General features: G+C 60.3%; 14 protein-coding genes. 6 read left to right on the top strand and 8 right to left on the bottom strand.

Features of this window, described 5'->3' with window-relative positions:
• The first annotated feature begins 362 nt into the window (after positions 1-362).
• Positions 363-935 carry an acetate uptake transporter gene (locus tag ISP18_RS10310; RefSeq protein WP_380010445.1) on the top strand — a complete coding sequence of 191 codons (573 nt, stop codon included), beginning with the start codon at positions 363-365 and terminating at the stop codon, positions 933-935.
• A gap of 31 nt (positions 936-966) precedes the next feature.
• The gene (locus ISP18_RS10305) at positions 967-2409 is read left to right on the top strand and encodes a hypothetical protein (protein ID WP_380010442.1); all 1443 of its coding nucleotides are present in this window, start codon (positions 967-969) and stop codon (positions 2407-2409) included.
• A gap of 203 nt (positions 2410-2612) precedes the next feature.
• On the opposite strand, the gene ISP18_RS10300 is transcribed toward ISP18_RS10305, so the two are convergent.
• Genes ISP18_RS10300 through ISP18_RS10280 form a run of 5 tightly spaced genes read right to left on the bottom strand, consistent with a single transcriptional unit; the run spans position 2613 to position 7937 of the window.
• Positions 2613-4061 carry an efflux transporter outer membrane subunit gene (locus ISP18_RS10300; RefSeq protein WP_380010438.1) on the bottom strand — a complete coding sequence of 483 codons (1449 nt, stop codon included), beginning with the start codon at positions 4059-4061 and terminating at the stop codon, positions 2613-2615.
• A gap of 7 nt (positions 4062-4068) precedes the next feature.
• A complete protein-coding gene (locus ISP18_RS10295) occupies positions 4069-5091 on the bottom strand; it encodes a biotin/lipoyl-binding protein (protein WP_380010435.1) in 1023 nt (340 codons plus the stop codon).
• A 27-nt stretch (positions 5092-5118) separates the two neighbouring features.
• Positions 5119-5316, bottom strand: coding sequence for a DUF1656 domain-containing protein (locus tag ISP18_RS10290; RefSeq protein ID WP_380010432.1), 198 nt, complete (start codon positions 5314-5316; stop codon positions 5119-5121).
• Positions 5306-7432 carry an FUSC family protein gene (locus tag ISP18_RS10285; RefSeq protein ID WP_380010429.1) on the bottom strand — a complete coding sequence of 709 codons (2127 nt, stop codon included), beginning with the start codon at positions 7430-7432 and terminating at the stop codon, positions 5306-5308. The genes ISP18_RS10290 and ISP18_RS10285 overlap by 11 nt, the downstream gene beginning before the upstream one ends.
• A 13-nt stretch (positions 7433-7445) precedes the next feature.
• Positions 7446-7937, bottom strand: coding sequence for a MarR family transcriptional regulator (locus tag ISP18_RS10280; RefSeq protein ID WP_380010426.1), 492 nt, complete (start codon positions 7935-7937; stop codon positions 7446-7448).
• A 439-nt stretch (positions 7938-8376) separates the two neighbouring features.
• Between ISP18_RS10280 and ISP18_RS10275 the strand changes: the two genes are divergently transcribed.
• Both ISP18_RS10275 and ISP18_RS10270 read left to right on the top strand, forming a co-directional pair.
• Positions 8377-10206 (top strand): YncE family protein, encoded by a 1830-nt coding sequence (locus ISP18_RS10275; protein ID WP_380010423.1) that lies wholly within the window; start codon positions 8377-8379, stop codon positions 10204-10206.
• 146 nt (positions 10207-10352) lie between these two features.
• The gene (locus tag ISP18_RS10270) at positions 10353-13316 is read left to right on the top strand and encodes a TonB-dependent receptor plug domain-containing protein (RefSeq protein WP_380010421.1); all 2964 of its coding nucleotides are present in this window, start codon (positions 10353-10355) and stop codon (positions 13314-13316) included.
• Positions 13317-13398: 82 nt separating this feature from the next.
• Here ISP18_RS10270 and ISP18_RS10265 read toward each other — a convergent pair whose 3' ends face one another.
• Positions 13399-14805 carry a HAMP domain-containing sensor histidine kinase gene (locus tag ISP18_RS10265; RefSeq protein WP_380010418.1) on the bottom strand — a complete coding sequence of 469 codons (1407 nt, stop codon included), beginning with the start codon at positions 14803-14805 and terminating at the stop codon, positions 13399-13401.
• The gene (locus tag ISP18_RS10260; protein ID WP_380010415.1) at positions 14802-15461 is read right to left on the bottom strand and encodes a response regulator transcription factor; all 660 of its coding nucleotides are present in this window, start codon (positions 15459-15461) and stop codon (positions 14802-14804) included. Before ISP18_RS10260 ends, ISP18_RS10265 begins: the two co-directional genes overlap by 4 nt.
• Before the next feature lie 349 nt (positions 15462-15810).
• Between ISP18_RS10260 and ISP18_RS10255 the strand changes: the two genes are divergently transcribed.
• The gene (locus ISP18_RS10255; RefSeq protein ID WP_380010412.1) at positions 15811-17211 is read left to right on the top strand and encodes an MFS transporter; all 1401 of its coding nucleotides are present in this window, start codon (positions 15811-15813) and stop codon (positions 17209-17211) included.
• A gap of 47 nt (positions 17212-17258) precedes the next feature.
• Here the strand turns inward: ISP18_RS10255 and ISP18_RS10250 are convergent, their stop codons facing one another.
• Positions 17259-18257, bottom strand: coding sequence for an LLM class flavin-dependent oxidoreductase (locus ISP18_RS10250; protein ID WP_380010409.1), 999 nt, complete (start codon positions 18255-18257; stop codon positions 17259-17261).
• 583 nt (positions 18258-18840) lie between these two features.
• Here ISP18_RS10250 and ISP18_RS10245 point away from each other — a divergent pair.
• Positions 18841-19821 (top strand): hypothetical protein, encoded by a 981-nt coding sequence (locus ISP18_RS10245; protein WP_380010406.1) that lies wholly within the window; start codon positions 18841-18843, stop codon positions 19819-19821.
• Positions 19822-19883: the final 62 nt, after the last annotated feature.

Genomic DNA, 19883 nt, shown 5'->3' with positions numbered 1-19883 from the left:
ATCTATTTTTTCTGTCGCATTTCTGTAAAGTTTCATTATCCGCCTGACGCCGCGGCTGCCTGCTGCCATGCAACAGGTCGCGGAAGGTGCGGATCAGAAGCCTGGCCATGGCCCAGGCATTCGAAGGAGGGGACGAGGTCGCAACGGGCACGAGCTCTCACGACGTACGAGCACCCTAGCCGGCGCCTAACGCCCGTGATATGGCCCGTGGCCGTCGCATCCGCGAACTTTCCATCGACACGCTCATCGACATCAGCATCAGCGCGAGGAGCACCTCGCACGGTCCTTCGAATCAGGGAGCCGCACGCTGCGGGCAATGCGGAGCACGCACTCCATCCAATTCAATTTGGGGAGATTCTGCCATGAGCAATGAACAGGCTGTTGCGCGATTCTCGAATCCGGCGCCGTTGGGTTTGGCGGGTTTCGCATTGACGACGTGGTTGTTGAGCATGATCAACGCGGGCTGGTTCACCGGCGACGCCATGAACATGGTGCTTGCGGTAGCCCTGGCTTACGGCGGTACGGCGCAGATGATCGCCGGCGTGATGGAACTGCCGCGCGGTAATACCTTCGGTGCCACGGCCTTCGTGAGTTATGGCGCATTCTGGTGGTCGTTCGCGTTATTCGTATTGTTTCTGCACGACAAGGTGCCTGCCGCGTTTGTGGGTTGGTACCTGTTTATGTGGGGCGTGTTCACGTTCTACATGTGGATCGGCACGCTGCGCGCGGCACGTGCGTTGCAGCTTATTTTCCTGGCGTTGTGGATCACCTTCTTCCTGCTGGCCGCAGGCGAGTGGACCGGCATGAGCGGCCTGCACATGGCCGGCGGTTATGTGGGTCTGCTTACGGCGCTGTTCGCCTTCTATCTGTCGGCGGCCGAAATCATCAACGATGCGCACAAGCGGGTCGTACTGCCCACCGGCGCGCCTGGTTGAACTGCCCAGCGATAGCGATAGGAGGTACTCCATGAAACGACATGCCTTGTTTCTGGCCCTGTCCGTATTGGGCCTTGCCGTCACCCCCGCCTATGCGCAGAACAGCCGGGATAAGGAAATCAAGGCGCTCAAAGCGCTAGTCGAAAAACAGCAAGAGCAACTCAATCGACAGCAACAGGATCTGCAGCAATTACACGATACGCTGAGCCAGCTGCAGAACCAGCAAACGCAACAGCAGACGCAGATTCAGCAAACGCAGCAAGCCCAGGTGCAGGTGCAAACCCAGGTGACGGCGGCGCAGCAAGCCAAGCCGACCTTCAGCAGCGCGCCCGGGGTATCGGTGGCGCTGCATGGCTTCATCGATGCCACGGCGTTCTCGCAGAGCAAGAACTTCACCTACGGCAACGGCCAGAATGCCGAATATCCCGTACCCGAAGCGAAAGGCAAACTCAGTGGCGTGGACATCCGCAACACGCGCTTCTGGTTCGACCTGACCGGCGCGAAAGTCGCCGGTGACTGGACCGGCGGCGCGCATCTGGAAATGGATTTCTTTGGCGGCTTCGGCATCGGCACGGCCAGCCCGACTACGTACGGGGCTTACTCACAACAGCAACCGCTGCCCCGTCTGCGTCAGGGATACATGGTGTTGAACAATCCGGTGACCGGCAGCACGTTCAAGATCGGCCAACAATGGGATCTGATGTTCCCGCTGGACGACCTACCCGATTCGCTCAGCCACATCGCCTTCCCGCTGGGCTATGGCACCGGCATCATCGGCTGGCGCTTTCCGGGCATCGTGTTCTCGCAGGATCTCAACCACGGTTCGAGCGGCCCGCAATGGCGGCTGGATGTAGGCGCATTTGAAGGCGCCTGGAACGGCCCGGCCAGCCCGGAGAACTACGACAGTGCCGGCAACGCTGGTTTCCGTCCGCAGATCGAAGCCAAATTGCACCTAGAGCAGCCGAAGGAATGGATGTTGTTCGCCGCCGGGCACTGGAGCCAGATCAACCTGGCCGGCGTGGGCGGCACCGAGGCAACGCCGATCAAGCGTCAGTTCTCCAGCACTGCGTTCGAGATTGGCGGTCAGTGGACGCCCGGCCAATGGGTGCTCAAGAGCGTGGCGTATACCGGCAAGGGCATCGGCGAAATCTTCGGCGATCTCTCGCAGTTCGGTGACATCAAAGACACCGGCGCCTACGTGATGGGCGGCTACAAGTTCACGTCGAACTGGAGCGCCAACCTGTTCTACGCGGAGAGCAAGCCGAACGCCAATGATGTGATCCGCTGGTTGAGCCATGGCTCCACCGGCCTGCTGAAGGATCGCCAGATGGCCGCGAACGTGCAGTACACCGTGGGCGACTACGCCTTCGCGCTGGAGCTGATCCACGCGATTCTCAATACCACCTCGACGGGCACGAATCGCGTGACGACGAGTGGCAATCAGGTGAATTTGAGTGCGTATTACAAGTTTTGACGAAGTCTCTCATGTGTGCCCACTGACGTTCAGGCGAGCCCCTCTCCCTCCGGGAGAGGGGTTGGGGTGAGGGTACGATCAGCGCGCGATCACAAACATTTGTGCAAGACGTCATCACCGCGCTTCGCACGAACCTTCACCCGCCTGTCGGCACCCTCTCCCGAAGGGAGAGGGGTTCACTCAGGAAGTCTTTTCGCAAGCCATCACCGCTCGGCTGACACCCCATACCCGCCCCCCAACGCATCAATCAACCGAACAGAAAGATCCGCCTGTTGACTCCGCAACGTCGCCAGCCGCTGATCGACCAGCAGCAACTGCTGACGACTTGCCAGTGGCGTCAGCGGCCCGCTGACGCCACCCTTGTATGCCGACATCGCGTCGCGCCAGCTCCTCTCGGCATCCTGCTTGGCGCGTTGCTCCAACGTGATCTGCGTGCGCACCGAGGACAAAGCCGAAACCAGATCCGACACATCGTTCAACGCACCGATCAGCAAGCTGTTGTAGTGCGCCACCGCTTCGTCATAGCGTGCATCGGCACCGGCGAGATTCGCGCGCAAGCGGCCGCCATCGAAGATCGGCAAGCTCAGTGCAGGGCCTACGGAATACGTGCGTGCAGGCAACTGGAATACATTGACGTTGTCGCCGACGGCAACCAGGCCAGCCATCGCGCTCAGGCTGATGTTCGGGAGAAACTCGGTCTTGGCGGCCTTGATGTCCTGCGAGGCCGCTTCGACTTGCCAGCGCGCGGCCACCAGGTCGGCGCGACGGCCAATCAGATCCACTTGCAGCTTGTCGGGCACAGCCACCAGACCCGGATCGAGCAAATTCGGTCGCGCGATGCTCAACCCGCGATCGGGCCCCTGCCCCAGCAACACGGAAAGACTGCTTCGCGCGGCATCGATGGCGCGATCGGCCTGCGCCATCTGCTGTTCTGCGCTGGCCGCTTGCGAGTCGGCGAATGCCTCCTGCTGCGGCGTGCCGAGACCGCCGGCCACCAGGCGACGTGTCAACGTCAGCGTTTGCGTGGTGCGTTGCAGTTCGCCTTCGGCGACATCCTTCTCTGCGAAGGCGTAACCGAGCGCTACGTACGCGCGCGCCACGTTGACGGAAAGTTGGATGCGCGCCGCATATGCTTCGATTTCCGCGGCGCGGCTGCGTCCCAGCGCAGCTTCCCACGCGTCGCGCTTGCCGCCCCACAGATCGATGTCCCACGAAAGATTCGCGGTAACGGATTTACCCCAGGCGAAATGGCCCAGCACGTATTGCGGATAGATCGGATCTTTCTCGGACAGGCGCGTGCCACTGGCGCCGGCTTCCAGATCTGCTTGCGGCAGACGCGCCGCGTAAGCGCTGTCGGCCACCGCCTGTGCTTGCTTTGCGCGCGCCTCGGCTTCGGCCAGGCTTGGATTGGTCTTAAGTGCCTCTTCGATCAGCGCGCTCAGCTGCGGATCGCCGAAGCTCACCCACCAATCCTGCGCCGGCCACGCCGTGGGGCTGAGCGGCACGTTGGCGAAACTCTGCTTGCTCTTGAGGCTATCCGCGTCGAGCGTCTTGCCGGTGGGATGCAAGCCGCCCGGTGTTGCGCAGCCGACGAGCGACACGCTCAGCGCAAACACCATCGCTATCGAGAACTTGTTCATGGTCGCACGCATGGCATCGTCACCGCTGTGCCGTTGCAGCATCGCCATCGCCGCTTGGATGCACGATCAGCGTTGCCGTCTGCCCCGCCACCAGCACCGTGCCGGCCGGCATGTGATCGGTGTCGATACGCACGCGCACCGGCACACGCTGCGCCAGCCGCACCCAGTTGAAGGTGGGATTGATGTTGGCGAGCAGATCCCCGCCGGTCGGATCGACCGCGCCGCCAATGCCGCGCGCCACACCTTCCACCGTGCCGTGCAGATGCACGCCGCCGCTCATCAGGCGGATATCCACCGGATCACCGACGCGCAGATGCGGCAGCTTGGTTTCCTCGAAATAGCCATCCACCCAGAACGAATGACTGTCGACCAGTGCCAGCCGCGGCGCACCGGCGCTGGCGTAATCACCCACACGCACTAGCAGATTGGTGATGTAGCCATCCACCGGCGCGCGCACTTCGGTGCGCTGCAGATTGAGTTCCGCCGTGGCCAGCGCGGCTTGCGCTTGCTTGACCGACGCCTGCGCCTGCAGCTGTGCGGCGACAGCCTGCTCCACGCCCGCACGCGCCTTGTCCCAGGCGGCGCGCGCGGCGTCGGCCGTGGCACTGGCGTTAGCGAGATCTTCGTTGGAAACCACGTCGCGTAAGCCCTGCCGGCGCTTGGATTGCGCCTCGTACATCACGAAATTCGCCTTGCTCTGTGTGGTGCCCGCCTTGGCGGCGTCGATGTTGGCTTGCGCGGCGGCCACTGCCGCTTCCGCCGCAGCGAGGTTCGCCTTGGCCTGCTCAAGGGCGTCTGCATAACGGGGGCGATCGATCACGAACAGCACGTCGCCTTTCTTCACCGGCTGGTTGTCGATCACGTTCACGGCCGTGACCAGGCCCGATACGTCCGGCGCGATGCGCACCACGTTGGCGCGAATGCGTCCGTCTCGCGTCCAGGGCGAATACATGTAATGCCGCCACATGCCGTAGCCGATGAACACGGCGAACAGCACGATGACGGCGGTGATGGCGATGCGGATGTAGAGAGTGTTTTTCATAAGAGTATGGAGGACGCCTAGCGCCGCTTAGATGGTCAACAAGGCGAAGCCGCCGAATACGCAAACGAGGAAAGCCAGGCGCAACAGCGCCGGATGCCACACGTAGCGGTACAGGCCGTAACGGCCGACCACCCAGTCGAACAGCAGCAACAGCACCACGGCCACCAGGAACCAGACGAGCAGTCCGGGAACCAGCACGCCGCCGATGGCGATTTCACGTGGCATGAGCAACTCCTTGTGCGTTGGGGTGAGCTTGCATGTAAGCGCCGAGTACGGATTGTTCGTCCAGCATGGCCAGGCGCAGCACGTGCAGATGACTCAGCAACGGCGACATGGCTTCGTCGCCGTCGATCATTGCCGTGGCGGCGGCAAGGGCATCGCGCGCATAGGCATAGGTTGCTGTATCGGGATGCTCGTAAAGCTGGGCGATGGCATCGATGGTTCGCTCGACAGCTTCGCGCACGTCCTCGGGCAGCGGCCGGCCGGCCATGTCATTGCGCAGCTCGATCAAGGTGCGCCCTACTTCGTGCACGGACAGCGTCCAGGCCACCAGGCTGCGTGACGCCTGACTTCCGCGCTCGGTCTGCGCCACGATCTGTCCGAACAGATCGTGATTGACGCTTTCGAAGCGGGCACGCAAGCCAGGCAACGGCGCGGTGGCCGCAAGGCGTACTTGACGGCGCAAGCGCTCAAGCTGGCGGCGGCGCAGCCACGGGCTGCCGATGGCCGACGGTATCAGCAAGAAGGCCGCGCCTACGGCGGCCAGCCCGGCAAGTTGGGCCAGCGAGTCGTTCAAGAAAAACACCACGTCGTAACTCATCTCGTTGCGCATGGCGAGGGTCAGGGCAAAGCCCATGCAGTAGCCCACGCCGGCGCGAGCAGTGAGGGGCCATGCCATCATCGCCATGCCGATCATCAGGAACGGCGCGGACCCGGCCACCAGCAGCCCAAAACCATCCATCAGCGGCAGCACGAAGAATTGGCAGATGAAGCTCGCGCACATGCCCGCCAGAAAACCCAGAGAGGTGTGCTGCACCCACTGGGTGGGATTGGGCGCGGAAGCAAACAGGCCGGCAAATACCGTCGCCAGCAACATCGTCGACGAACCGGACGGCCACGCCGAGACGATCCAGAACAGGCTCAAGACCCCCATCGTCAGCGCGGTACGCAACATCGCCAAGCCTGCACCGAGAAAATCGTTGCCGCGCTCGAAGCGCACACGCTCCGCAACCGTGCCAAAAAGCCGGGGCGCCTGTAGCGCCGATGCCGTTTCGGCGTACGCATAAAGTTCATCGACAAAACGATCGACAAGGGTGGCGCCGGTATCGAAATCGAGCATGTCGTAAGCGGAAATCATTTCAGCGCGAAGGGCCGCCTTGCGTTCCCTGATCGCCTGCCGCGCGCTATCTAGCCGCGGCAACAGCACACGCGCCGCAGCCCCCCCTTCGATCGGCGCATCCAGCGCGCCGGCCAACGGCCGGTACAGTTCGATCAGCGCGTTTGCCGCAATCTCGTGCCCTCTGCGCTTCAAGCGATTGATCAGGTGGTGCAGGGTCTGCAGCGTGGTGGAGGTCGCCATGAAACGCTGATTGAGCAGCAGCATGTGACCGCTGCGCGCACGCGCCTCCGGATCTTCGAAAATCACCGTGCTGCGCAGGTCTTCCACCGCTACCGCGTCGCGCACAAAGCGCAGATGCGCATTCTCGATATCGGCACGCGCTACCTTGCCGCTCATCGCACGCTGCACGAAGTCGATGAAGTTGGCGAACTGTGCGCGGCAGAGGCGCCGCAGATCGTCGCGGATGCGGCTGGGGAACACCACGTCGCTCACCGCGCCCGAAACGGCCAGGCCCAGCAGCACTTCGCTCAGGCGCCATACCCCCGAGTTGAATACTTCCAGCGGACTATTGATCACCGGCAACGCCACGATCGCGGCCGTATAGCCAGCCAGCACGAAGGCATAGGATTTGAAATTGCGATACAGCGTGGCGCCGCCGGCGCACGCGCCGATCCATAGCGACAGCGCGGAGAGAAACAGCACGCGCTCCTGCGGAAACAAGGCCACGATCATAAAGCCCGCCAGCGCGCCGACCAGCGTGCCGATGGCGCGGTAAAAGCTCTTGGCCAGCACCATGCCGGTCTGGCGGTTGGCAACGATGATGGTGGTAAGCACCGCCGTGGAAGGCTGCGGTAGCGCCAGACGCATCGCCAGCCAGGCGGTGATGTAGAAGGCGAGCAGCGACTTCACCACGAACAGCCAGGTGGTGGTCTCCTCGCGCAGGGTCGTCACGATGACTTCGCGCGTACCGGGCGTTGCTGCCTGGACATCGGTTACAGACATGATGCTGACGTCCTCAGTCGGCCAATCCGATCAGGAATTTCTTCAACAGCTTTTCGAGCTGAACCTGCTCAGAAACCGTCAGCTGACGCCCCTCCCTCGCCAGCAGCTTGCAGATATCCGGAAGCAGACTCTCAAGCAACGCCTGTCCTTGCGGCGTCAAACTCAGTTCGATCCTGCGACGGTCATCGGCGCTACCGCTGCGAGCGATCAGCTTTTTATCGCACAGCTCGTTGGTAAGTCGCGTGATGTTGGCCGATTTCTCACCCGCCGCATCCGCCAGCTCCGACGGCGACATCGTACCGCTGGACGAGCCATACAGCATCATCAACAAGTTGTATTCCGGATGATTGATGCCGTACGGCTTGAGCGTCAGGTTCGCATCGTCGTGCAGTTGCTTGTGGATGTGCTTGATCAGGCGCACGAGTGTGGCCGGACGGCGGGGGAAGTCGGGGTAGCGGCGACAGGTGACAGCAAGGCGCTGTTCGGTGAGGGCGAAATCGGCCATGGTTGGCTCCCGGGAATCCAACATACTTATAGATAGTATATAAATGTACTATTTAGTTGTAAATGAATATCGGCGTAGGCGTGAGCGCGGATTTTTGTAGGCTGGTAGTGAGGTGACGCCGAAGCTGCACACTGTCACAGCGGCGACAACATTCCCTCCCCTTCTTGCAGGCGGCAAAAGCATCGCGCTACAGCGAACGCCGCAAACCATGGCTCAATCTGCGAAATGCTCCGACATCAAGCGATATTGGGTTTCGGCTTCGCCTCATCACCCACCTACGACAGCGACGTGCAACCGCTCAACGATGCTGCATTGCAACCTTAATGCTTCTTAAGACGCCTTACAGGGAGACGTCAGGTTGGAGGTTTATGTGTATGCCCAGCATCTACTACGGCTTGCAGAGAACCATAACCACCAACCAACCTGGAACATACAGACCATGATTCGTCGCGTTCTCGCTGTTGCGATCGCTCTTTCGACATTGCCGCTTTACGCCCAAAACGCCCCAAAGATCTACGCGCAGGAACTGGTTGACCAGACCATCGCGGCGCATTCTGACATCGTCGTGATGGCCATCCACGCCACACCGCCCAAGCAGAAGGACAATGTCATCATCGCCTCCAACATCGGCCGCATCGGCAAGAAGGCCGATTCGGACGATATGGGTGTGGTCAACACCGGCAAGCCGTTGGTGGAGGTCAACAAGGCCGGTGACCGGCTGGAGGTCGAACTGCCTTTGTTCGACGTCACGGGTGACACGCTCGGCGCGCTCAGCATCGTCTACCCGTATCACAACGGGGACGACAAGCAAGCATTGCAACAGCGGGCCGAGAAGATTCGCGATCAGCTCGCCCGGCGCATTTCCAATCCGAGCAACCTGACGCAGCCGTATCAATTCGACGCAAGCGTTCCTACCAACACCCTCGCCCAACAATTGGTCGACGAGGCCATGGTCGCGCATCCGGAAGTCATCATCCTTGCCTTGCATGCCACTCCGCTGGGCGGCAGCACCAACATGATCGTCGGCTCGAGCATTGGGCGAATCGGCAAGGCAGCCGATGATGACGATCTGCGCGCCATTCGCACCGGCATTCCGAATCTTGAAGTGAACGGCAATCGCTTCGAAGTCGAAACACGCCTGCTGGATGCCAACAAGCAAACCATCGGCGCAGTGGGCATCGTTTTCCGCTACAAACCTGGCGACGACAAAAAAGCACTGGAGCGCCGCGGCTATGCCGTCCGCGACGAGCTGGCCGCCAAGATTCCTTCGCTCGCCAAGCTGATGGCGCCGCCAGTCACGCCCGATTCGGCAGCGGCCCCTGCCACCCTGATTGGGCGCAGCACGTCATGGAAACCGCAATACTCGGGCGATTTCGACCACTTCGGCGTCGATACCAAACGCAACAAGCTGCTGCTTGCAGCGGAAGACCACGGCACGCTGGAAGTCTTCAATCTCGACACGGGTGCGCACGAACAGACGCTCACCACGTTCAGTACGCCGCACGCGATTCTCTACCTGCCGGAGAAGGATCGGCTGATCGTGACCGATAGCGGCAAAGGCGGTACGCGCGTGCTGGATGCCGCCACGTACAAGGTGCTCGGCTACATCGACCTGGCGCCCGGCGCGGATTCGATGGCTTACGACAAAGCCACCAACCTGCTCTACATCGTCAGTGGTGGCAAAGACGTGGACATGAAGGAGTGCTACCTCAACGAGGTCGATCCTTACTCCGGAAAAGTGTATCGAAAGCTGCGCTTCGATTCCGATCATGTCGAGGCGGTGCGGGTGGAAGAACACGGGAATCGCCTGTTCGTCAATGTGGCCGACAAGAACCGAGTCGACGTGGTGGACAAAAAGACGCTGCAGGTGATTGCTCATTGGCCGCTGACGGGTGCACAGACAAACCTAAGCATGGGCCTGGACGAGGCGGATCATCGGCTCTTCGTGGGCACGCGCAATCCCAGCAAGCTGATCGTGCTCGATACCGACACTGGCAAGTCGGTGGCAAGTCTCGATGCGCCAGCAACATCGGACGGCCTTTTTTACGACAACGTGCACAAGCGCATCTACATACCCGGCGGCGACGGCTACCTCGGCGTGTTCCAGCAGAATGACGCCGATCACTATACGGAACTGGCGCGAGTGGCCAGTGCGAAAGGCGCCAAGTCCGGCATGCTGTGGAAGCCCCTCGATCGCATCTATCTGGCTTCATCACCCGGCGACAACAACAAAGGTGGAGAGATCCTATGGTTTGCGCTCCATCCGTAAGGAGCGAGCCAATCAAACACTCATGTACGGGTCTTTACGAACAACGACAGTCAACGGCCATGCATCACATTCAAATCGAAGCGAGCCTTTCATGACTGCCTGTTGAATTCAGTAGCTAACGTGTCATCCGGGGAGGGATAGACGTTATGCAGAGCTTGACCGTAAAACCATTGTTTGGCGCATTACTCATGGCCATGGGCGCTACCTGCGCCGCAACCGTATCCACCAATCTGTACGCTGACGATACCCCGCAGCAAAAGCCGGACACGTCCTCGGGCACGACAAAAAAAACGGACCAACCTGAAAAACCGGCCACTCTGGCAACAGTGGTAGTCACCGGCTCCAACTTGCCGGTCGCGCCTGACGAAGTCGTAGTACCCGTGGTCTCTGTTGACAGCGACGAGATGAAGGCAGCCGGCGTCAACGCCAACGTGCTCGATCTGTTGCGCAAGGTCGTGCCATCGTTTGCCGGACGCAGCAATACCGGCACCAGCAATGCGAACAACAACAACCAGAATACCGCCGGCGGTTCGCAGTTGCAGCTGCGCAATCTCGACACCCTGGTGCTGGTCGACGGTCGCCGCGTGGCAACCAGCGGCATCAACGGCATAGGCGGCAAGAACTTCGTCGACGTGAACCAGATTCCTATCTCGGCAATCGACCATATCGAAGTACTGACCGACGGCGCTTCGGCCATCTACGGCTCCGACGCGATCGGCGGCGTGGTCAACATCATTCTGAAAAAGGATTACCAGGGTGCGGAGGTCGGCGTGCGATATGGCGCTGCCAGCGGCGACTACCGCGAAAAATCGGGCTATTTCGTGGCCGGCACTACGCTTCACGGCGTGCACATCACGGTTACCGGCAGTGAGTCCAAGACCGACCCGCTTTATCAAGATGCCCGGAATTTCACCAGCCCGCTTACCGGCCGCATTTCGAACATACCGGGAACGGTCGGCGCTAACGGCCAATTCCCCGGCGCCATTCTCGCTCCAGGTCTCAGTTCTCCTGCCCAAGACAATCCAACTGGCACGCAGGCAACCGCCGCAAGCGTCAATAGCCTGATCGCCAACGGCACTTACTTGCCGACGACAGCGAGCGCGGTGGCAAACGGCTTCGATGTGTCCAGATACCAGACCTTGCTGGAGCGCCAGGATCAAAAAGGTCTCAGTGCCAATCTTTCCGCCGATCTGCTGGACAACAACAAACTTACCGCCTTCGGCAACATCCTGTATTCACGCACCAAGAGCTTCACCCAGTGGCTCCCGATCCGGACTACCGTATCGCTGCCGGCTGGCTCCCCCTACAACCCGCTGACCACTACTTTCAATAATGTGGTGTTCGGCTACCTTCCCTATCCCCAGCAGTTCATCAACAGCGCGGAAGGTCTTCGGATAGTCGCCGGCTTGCGCGGCGACCTCGGCGGCGGATGGAATTGGGAAAGCACGGTCGACCACAGCGAAAACACGCTAGACCAGGATCAGCTCAACGTCATTTACGCGCCCAACGTTGCTCGTGCGATTGCCGGCGGCTACGACGCGCAGGGCAATCCTGTCGCCGGCGGGGCCTACAGTCGCGTGCAAACCGGCTTCTCCAGCACCGGTCCGTTCGTCATCCAGCCTGCGCTGAATCCGCTAGCCGTTGCATCAGGCATCACACCGGCTATGCTTGCGAATCTGTACGGCACGGAAATGATTCATGCCAAAAGCACGCTGGATGCATTCGACGCCAAGCTGGTGGGCAAGGCATTCACGTTGCCAGCGGGCACGATAGGCGTTGCTTTCGGTGTCGAGGCCCGTCGCGAATCTCTCTCTGCGTATACCGACATCAACGGCAGAAACACCGGACCCACCGCGCACGATTGGATCGGTGGCACTTCGGCCGATCCCTTCTCAAGGGGGCGTGACATCGACAGCGGCTATGGCGAGGTGCGCGTGCCCATCACCAGCTCAAGCTGGTCGATACTGGGATTTCACGCCTTCGACCTGATCGCCGCCGCGCGTTATGAGCATTACAGCGACGCCGGTAATTCGTTGGTGCCCAAGTTTGGATTCCGCTGGCAGCCGATCGACAACCAGATTACCTTGCGCGGGTCGTTCTCGCGGTCATATACCGCGCCGACGCTGTATGCCATGTACGGCCCTACCGATACGCGGCTGGTGGGTAGCAGTGTCATTCAATCGGTCTTCGGTCTTACAGGACTCGGGTTCAATGGCGAAGACGGCAACAATCCGCACCTCAAACCGAGCACGGCAGTCACGCGCTCGATGGGCATCACGTTCACGCCACAAGCCCTTCCGGGGTTGACCGCATCGATCGATTATTCCTCGGTGGATCAGCGCGGGTATCCCGGCGGCATCGGGTTTACCAACATCCTGCAAAGCGTGAATCAGCTTGGCGCGGCATCACCATTTGCCTCCAACCTGGCGCTTGGCAATTTCCCAGGCCTACCTGGGGCGACTGCATTCACCACGCCGGGTCAGGTCGAAGCCTATCTGCGCTCCGGCGGCAATCCGTTGAATCTGTACGCCATCGATCGCTTCACCAATCTTGGCGGCTTGCACGTGCGTTCCGCGAACATGACAGCGGAATATTATTTCGTCAGCGATCACGCCGGCACGTTCACGTTCTCCACCAACGGCGCGATGTTCTTCAAATACCAGTTCCAGGCGCTTCCTGGCCAGCAGTACTACAACTACGCCGGATTCGTCACCAACGGCGGCACCGGCGTGCAGGGAACCATCCCGAGATTCAGCTTCTACAGCACCGCCGATTGGCAATACGGCAACTGGGACCTCACCCTCGGCAATCATTACATCTCGTCGGTGACGGACATCGGCCCTGGCGGCATCGTTTATGCGCAAAGCACCACACTCAAGCGCCTTCCCGTCAGCAGTTATGTCACCTGGGACCTGCGTCTCGGCTATGGCGTCGATCGGTCGTCATCGCACTCCATCGTAAAGGGATGGTCGGTAGCGCTGGGCGTCAACAACATCGCCAACCGTATGCCACCACTCGCACCGCAGGCATTTACCGACAACAACGCCGATGTGGCGACGTATTCGCCGATTGGACGGCTGATCTACGGAACGGCAACGATCAAGTTCTAACCGTTGACCGCGTCGAGACGGGCGATTCACGCTCCACCCCAGAGCCTCAGCCTGAATCGCTCGTCTCGCGCACTACTGCCGTTCAAATCCCAAGGAGAGGCTGAGCCACCACCTGCGATGGCTCGATAACCGGTGGCGCAACAGGAAGTTCGAAACTCACGCGCAATCCAGGCCCATCTTCACGCGGCTGTGCGCGAATGCTGCCACCGTGCAGCTCGATAATGCTGCGGCAAATCGTAAGGCCCAAACCGCTTCCCTGATCCTCCCCCGCTTGCACATTGAAACGCACGAAGCGGTCGAAGACGCGCCGGCATTGTTCTTCCGTCAGCCCCGGCCCTTCGTCTTCGATACTGAGGCACCAGTTCCCGTCACCGACGATGGATTTCATGACGATCGTTCCATTCGGCGGCGATACGCGCAGTGCATTAGTCAGCAGGTTGAAGATCACCTGTCGCAGCCACTTCTCCTCCATCGCCACCAGCCCATCGCCATGGTGCACGCAGCATAGGCACCGGCCGCGATGCTCGACAAGCGCGCGCAGATCCGGTTCGATGCTGCGCAGAAAATGCTCCGGGTGCTGGTTGACGAGATTCAGCTTGACGCCATTCACTTCGGCGCGCGATATGAAAAGCAGCTCGTCGATCATCTGATTGATGCGCGCCAGTTCGTCGATCTGCACCAGCACTGCGTCTTCGTGCCGCCGCTCGAGCCTGCCTTCGACCAGAAGCCGTTCGGCATGCAGACGCACCAGCGAAAGCGGCGTCTTCAATTCATGCGACACCTCTTCGGAAAATTGACGGGCTTGCCGGAACGACGCCTCCAGGCGATCGAACATCTGATTGAGCAGCCGCACCAGGTCGAAGAGCTCGTCCTTGCCGCTCGGGACGGCGATGCGCTCAGCCAGATTGTCCGAACGTATCCGATTGGCGGTTTCGCCGATCATTCGCACCGGACGAAGAATCAAACGGCTCGTAGCGATGCCGATCAAACCGCTGGTTAGCAGCATGATTGTCCACAACGCAATGCATACTTCGATGTATGCGGTCAGGCCCTGCCGCATCTGTCTCGTCGGTGTGCCGATCGTGACGTCGAACGGCGGCATGATGAATTCACCGACGCGCAACTCCCCCACTCCAGGCACGAAGGTATTGTAGACGTGCTTGCCCGGCACGTCGGGAATCGGCGTGCCGTCCAGGTTGTTGGAGTAGAACAGGATGTCGTGCGGCGGCTGGTCGATGTTGATGTAGAACAGCACCGACGCATAATTGGTGGTTTCGCGTATGCGCCGATCCACGATCTGCGGCGTCAACGCCCGGTAATCCGTACCCAGGCGCGCGCGGATCTGCTCGAATTCCGTCTTGTTGAGAAAATCCAGATCGCGCTGAATATAGGTTTCCAGCAACAGGTACCCGACCACGAACAGCACCGCCAGGGTGATCGTGGCGCTCATCGCATACCACAAGCCGATGCGCGCCCGCAGTGACTTCATACCAACTGGTAACCTATTCCGCGCAGCGTTTTGAACAACGGCATGGCGGGGTTGTCCTCAAGCTTGGTGCGCAGACGACTCATGTAGACATCCAGAAGATTGTCTTCGACCAGGCCGGGCCATATGCGTTCGGAAATATAAGAGCGCGTGAGGGTTCGCCCTGCGTTCTGCATGAACACTTCCAACAATGCGAATTCCCTGCTGGTCAGCTCCACCACTTGGCCGCGCAATCGCACGGTGCGACCCAGCAGGTCCAGCTTGATGCATTTGTATTCAAGCACCGTTTGCTTGATGGCCGATTGCCGGCGCATCAGCGAGCGCACGTGGGCAAGCAATTCCTCGAAGCTGAAAGGCTTGGGCAGGTAATCGTCGGCGCCCAGGTTCAGGCCTGCGATACGGTCCTCCACCGCATCACGTGCGCTGAGGATCAAGACCGGTTCGTTGAATCCGCACCGACGCCACTCGCACAGCAATTCCAGGCCGTCTCCGTCCGGCAGACCAAGATCGAGGATGATGACGTCGAAGTTTTCTTCCGCAAGCACGTCTCGCGCTGCCTTGCAGCTCTGTGCCCAGGATGCAGTATAGGAACGTTCGCTAAAACCACGCTTCAAAAACTGACCAAGTTTGTACTGGTCTTCGACGATCAGGACTTTCATCTACGTGCCGCCCCAGCCCGAACGACATTGGAGTCTACGCCGAATGGCCATACTTACTTGACGCGCCGCACAAGCCTGTTTTCGCCTGCGACCATGCACTCGTGCAGACTCGCTTACCTGAAAATTTTTTAAGGGAAGTTTCATGGTCGAGACAGGAAGTAGTTCTAGGGTGATGCTTGACGGCTTATAACCGGTACGTTTAGGACATGCTTGGCGACGTCATCGCGTAAGTGCGGACATCCATCTCGAGACCACCATGAAATTATCGGCAAGCCCAGCCCCTCACCTCAGTTCCCTTCCCGCAAGCGAGCGGTCGTACAACGTGACACCAACCGCGGATACAACCACGATGTCCAACATCGAATCCATCAAGATTGCCGCCCGTCTCGATCGGCTGCCCGCATCGCGCACGCTGTGGAAACTCATCGTGCTGATTTCTCTGGGCGGCCTGTTTGAATACTACGACCTGTTCTTCACCGGCTACGTTGCACCGGGCATGACCAGGTCCGGATTGTTTACGCCGGCATCGCTTGGAGTGTTTGCCAGCCTCGCCGGCATCAAGGTGGCCGGATTCGGTACGTTCGTCTTCAGCACGTTTGCCGGTCTGTGGGTCGGCGTGGCGCTTTTCAGCCAGCTTGCCGATCGCTATGGGCGGCGCCCCGTGTTCACCTGGTCGCTGGTCTGGTACGCATGCTGCACGATCGTCATGGCTTTTCAGCACACGGGCGAAATGCTCAATGTATGGCGCTTCATTGCGGGTGTCGGATTCGGCGTGCAGCTCGTCACCATCGACACGTATATTTCCGAACTCACGCCGCTGGCTTTGCGCGGTCGCTCCTTTTCGGTGAATCAATTCGTATCGTTGTCTGCCGTTCCCGCCGTAGCCCTACTCGCCTGGCTGCTGGTGCCGGTGACGCCGCTGGGACTGGATGGCTGGCGCTGGGTGGTGCTGATCGGCTCGGGCGGTGCCATCGTGACATGGTTTCTCGTACGGCGCGTGCCCGAGAGCCCGCGCTGGCTCGCGTTGCACGGGCGCATGAAAGAAGCCGACGCGATCACGGCCGACATCGAACGTCGCATCGAAACCGAAATCGGCAAGCCGCTTCCCTCGCCCCATGTCGAGGCGGAAGAAGACGACGGCGAGGGCCGGTTCTCCGAGATATTTTCGTCGCGCTATTGGCGACGCACGCTGATGCTGTCGGTTTTCAACATGGCGCAGGTGATCGGCTTCTACGGCTTCGCGGCGTGGGTGCCGACGCTGCTGATAGCGCGTGGCATTGCCGTCACGCATAGCCTGGAATATTCCTTCATCATCGCCATCGCCAACCCGTTCGGCCCGCTGCTCGGAACCTTCTTTGCCGACTACTTCGAGAGAAAGACACAGATCGTCGCAGGCTTGATCGTGATGGGACTATCGATGCTCGGGTTCGCGCACGTCACGGCGCCCATCGTGCTGATTGCACTCGGCGTACTGTTCACGCTCGCCGCCAATGTCATGTCTTACGCCTACCACAATTATCAGGCCGAGCTTTATCCAACCCGCATCCGCGCCCGCGCCGTCGGCTTCGTCTACTCTTGGAGCCGCATCGCCGCTGCCTTCGCGGGCCTGGCCATCGGCTATTTCCTGAATCTTGGCGGCACGCTGGCCGTCGCGACATTCATCGCCATCGCGATGACGGTGGGCATCATCGTCATCGGCGTCTTCGGGCCATCGACGAAGGGCATCGCATTGGAGCGGATCAGCCACTGAGGATCAGCGCCGGGAAGCCGGCTCGAGGTTTACGGATGCTGGGATTGTCATCCCAGCCTACGAAGCTCCTCGTGTGCGCGCATCGCCAACTCGAATGAACGCTTGCGCGCTGCGTGATCGAAGACATTCGCCGTCAACATCAATTCGTCCGGCCGATGGCGATCGATGAAGGCTGCCAACCCTTCCCGTACCGTATCCGGATCACCCACGATCGCGCAGGCCAATGCACGTTCCACCATGTATTTCTCGGCAGGCAACCAATAACTCTCGATGTCGTCGATCGGCGGAGGAATCAGCCCCGGACGGCCACGGCGCAGATTGACGAAACTCTGCTGCTGCGTCGTAAACAGCCGCTTCGCCTCATGATCGGTTTCGGCGACCACCACGTTGGCGCACAACATGACGTAAGGCTTGTCCAGGCGTGCGGATGGCTTGAAGTCGCGGCGGTAAAGCATCACCGCCTCGTCCATCGCATCCGGCGCGAAGTGCGAGGCGAAGGCGAACGGCAAACCGAGCGCGGCGGCAAGCTGAGCGCTGAAGAGGCTCGAACCCAGCAACCATACCGGCACATCTACACCTGCGCCGGGAACAGCGCGCACGGCTTGGCCAGGTACGGCCGGTTCGAAGAAGGTGAGCAGTTCCTGCACGTCGTTCGGAAAGGTCTCCGCACCTTCGTAATAGCGGCGCAGTGCGCGCGCAGTCGGCTGGTCTGTGCCGGGTGCGCGTCCAAGTCCGAGATCGATGCGCCCCGGATAAAGCGACGCCAACGTACCGAACTGCTCGGCTACCTGCAGCGGTGCATGATTGGGCAGCATGATGCCGCCGGCACCTACCCTGATGCGCGAGGTTCCGCCTGCCACGTGGCCGATCAGCACTGCCGTCGCTGCGCTGGCGATGCCGGGCATGTTGTGATGTTCGGCCAGCCAGTAGCGCTGATACCCAAGTTGCTCGGTCCATCGCGCCAGGTCCAGCGTGTTGGCGAAGGCGTGCGTAGGCGTGCTGCCTTCGGTGACGGGGGCGAGATCGAGTACGGAGAACGGGATCATGGAAGGGCCTCGGCAATGAAGCCCACAATTTGGGGATGGTTGCCCGCAAACCCAGAGGCATGTGAAGACCGCCGAGTTGCGTCAATGACCCATCCCTGTCCGCCAGCGCAATAAAATTGGCACCATTTTCAATAGCTTATAGTGTGATGTGCATCACAAAAAAGCAGACAAATAGCCAAATCTAACCAAATTTTGATGATCCTGAACCCTCCGTCGCTAGACTCGACCAGCCAGCGAAATCCAGGTGCGTCATTCCCAGGATTGGTACCGAGCGGTTCGTCCAAGTGAGGAACCGGCCGGCGTACGGCGGGATGGCTTCGGCATGTCGATCATCCTCGCGGTACTGGACGTCTTCGCTGGCTACCAAGCGGCTGCTGCACATCATCTTCGCGTCTAGGCGCTCACGGGGAAGACGATAGGCCGTTCTACGGACGACCTTCATTGGTGCTCGGATAAGCACGACCAAGCCCGGTTCCGCATCTTTTATTTGCGGCGCCGCTGTCATGTCGTGGCGAACCACATGCCTTGTGTGGCCACTACTCAAACCAGGCGAAGGAGCGCTAATGCACGTGAACTTGAATCAATGAAAAAAAATCTTGCACCCGTTCCGAAAAAACTCCTTGCTCCACTTGCCGCATCCATCGCTCTATTTGCCGCTTCCGCACCGCTGTCGTCGAACGCAGACGCACAAGCCGCTGCCACGCTCAAAGCGCCGATCTACGGCGTAACGCTGGATGATCTTTCCAATATCAACGCCATCATCACCTCGCTGAGCAAGCTGCCGTATCGGCCAACGGTACGCGTGGTATTCGATCCCGGCACCAGCGCCGCCGAGTACTACCCTGCCCTGGTCAAGCTGCACACGGTCGCCTACGTGATGGGCGAGATCATGGATTCGTATTACTTCCCGACCAACCTCAACACCTACACAGCCCGCACCAAGGAACTGGTCTACGGCTTGAACGGCACCGTCGACGTGTGGGAGATCGCCAACGAGATCAACGGCGAATGGCTGCGCCAGAATCCGGACGGCAGCAACGCCACGGTGAACGCAGAAGAGACCGCGATCGGCCAGATGGTCGCCGCGGCCAGCTCGATCGTAAAAAGCGTCGGTGGCAAGACGGCGGTCACGCTGTACTACAACGACGACAGCAAGGGCAACAATTGCTGGGAAAAACCGCAGGATTATTGGAAGACCTGGCCGACCACCTTCCTACCCGCCACCGTGCGCCAGAACACCGACTACGCACTCTTCAGCTACTACCCGTACCAGGATTGCCCGGGACTGTCGCCGTCGTGGAACGCCGATTTCAGCGCGCTGGAAAGCATCTTCCCGAACGCGAAAGTGGGCTTCGGCGAAATCGGCACGTCGAGCACCGGCGCGCCCAGTTCGGTGCAGACTGGCCTGATCAAAACGTACTACCCGATGGTCAAGAGCTCTAACGATCCGAAGTTCATCGGAGGATTTTTCTGGTGGTATTACGCCGAGGAGATGGTGCCGTACACCAAGACGTACTGGAGCACGCTGGACCAGACGATCGCGCCATTGAAGGTGCCGCAGTAACGAACGCCTAGATCATGTAACAGACCGTCCCCTCCCCTGCGTACAGGGGAGGGGCAGTTGTT

The organism is Dyella humi (genome assembly GCF_044904605.1).
Classification (GTDB): Bacteria; Pseudomonadota; Gammaproteobacteria; order Xanthomonadales; family Rhodanobacteraceae; genus Dyella_B; species Dyella_B humi.
Note: the sequence above shows the minus strand (reverse complement) of the source record. Positions and strands in the feature narration are given on the sequence as shown.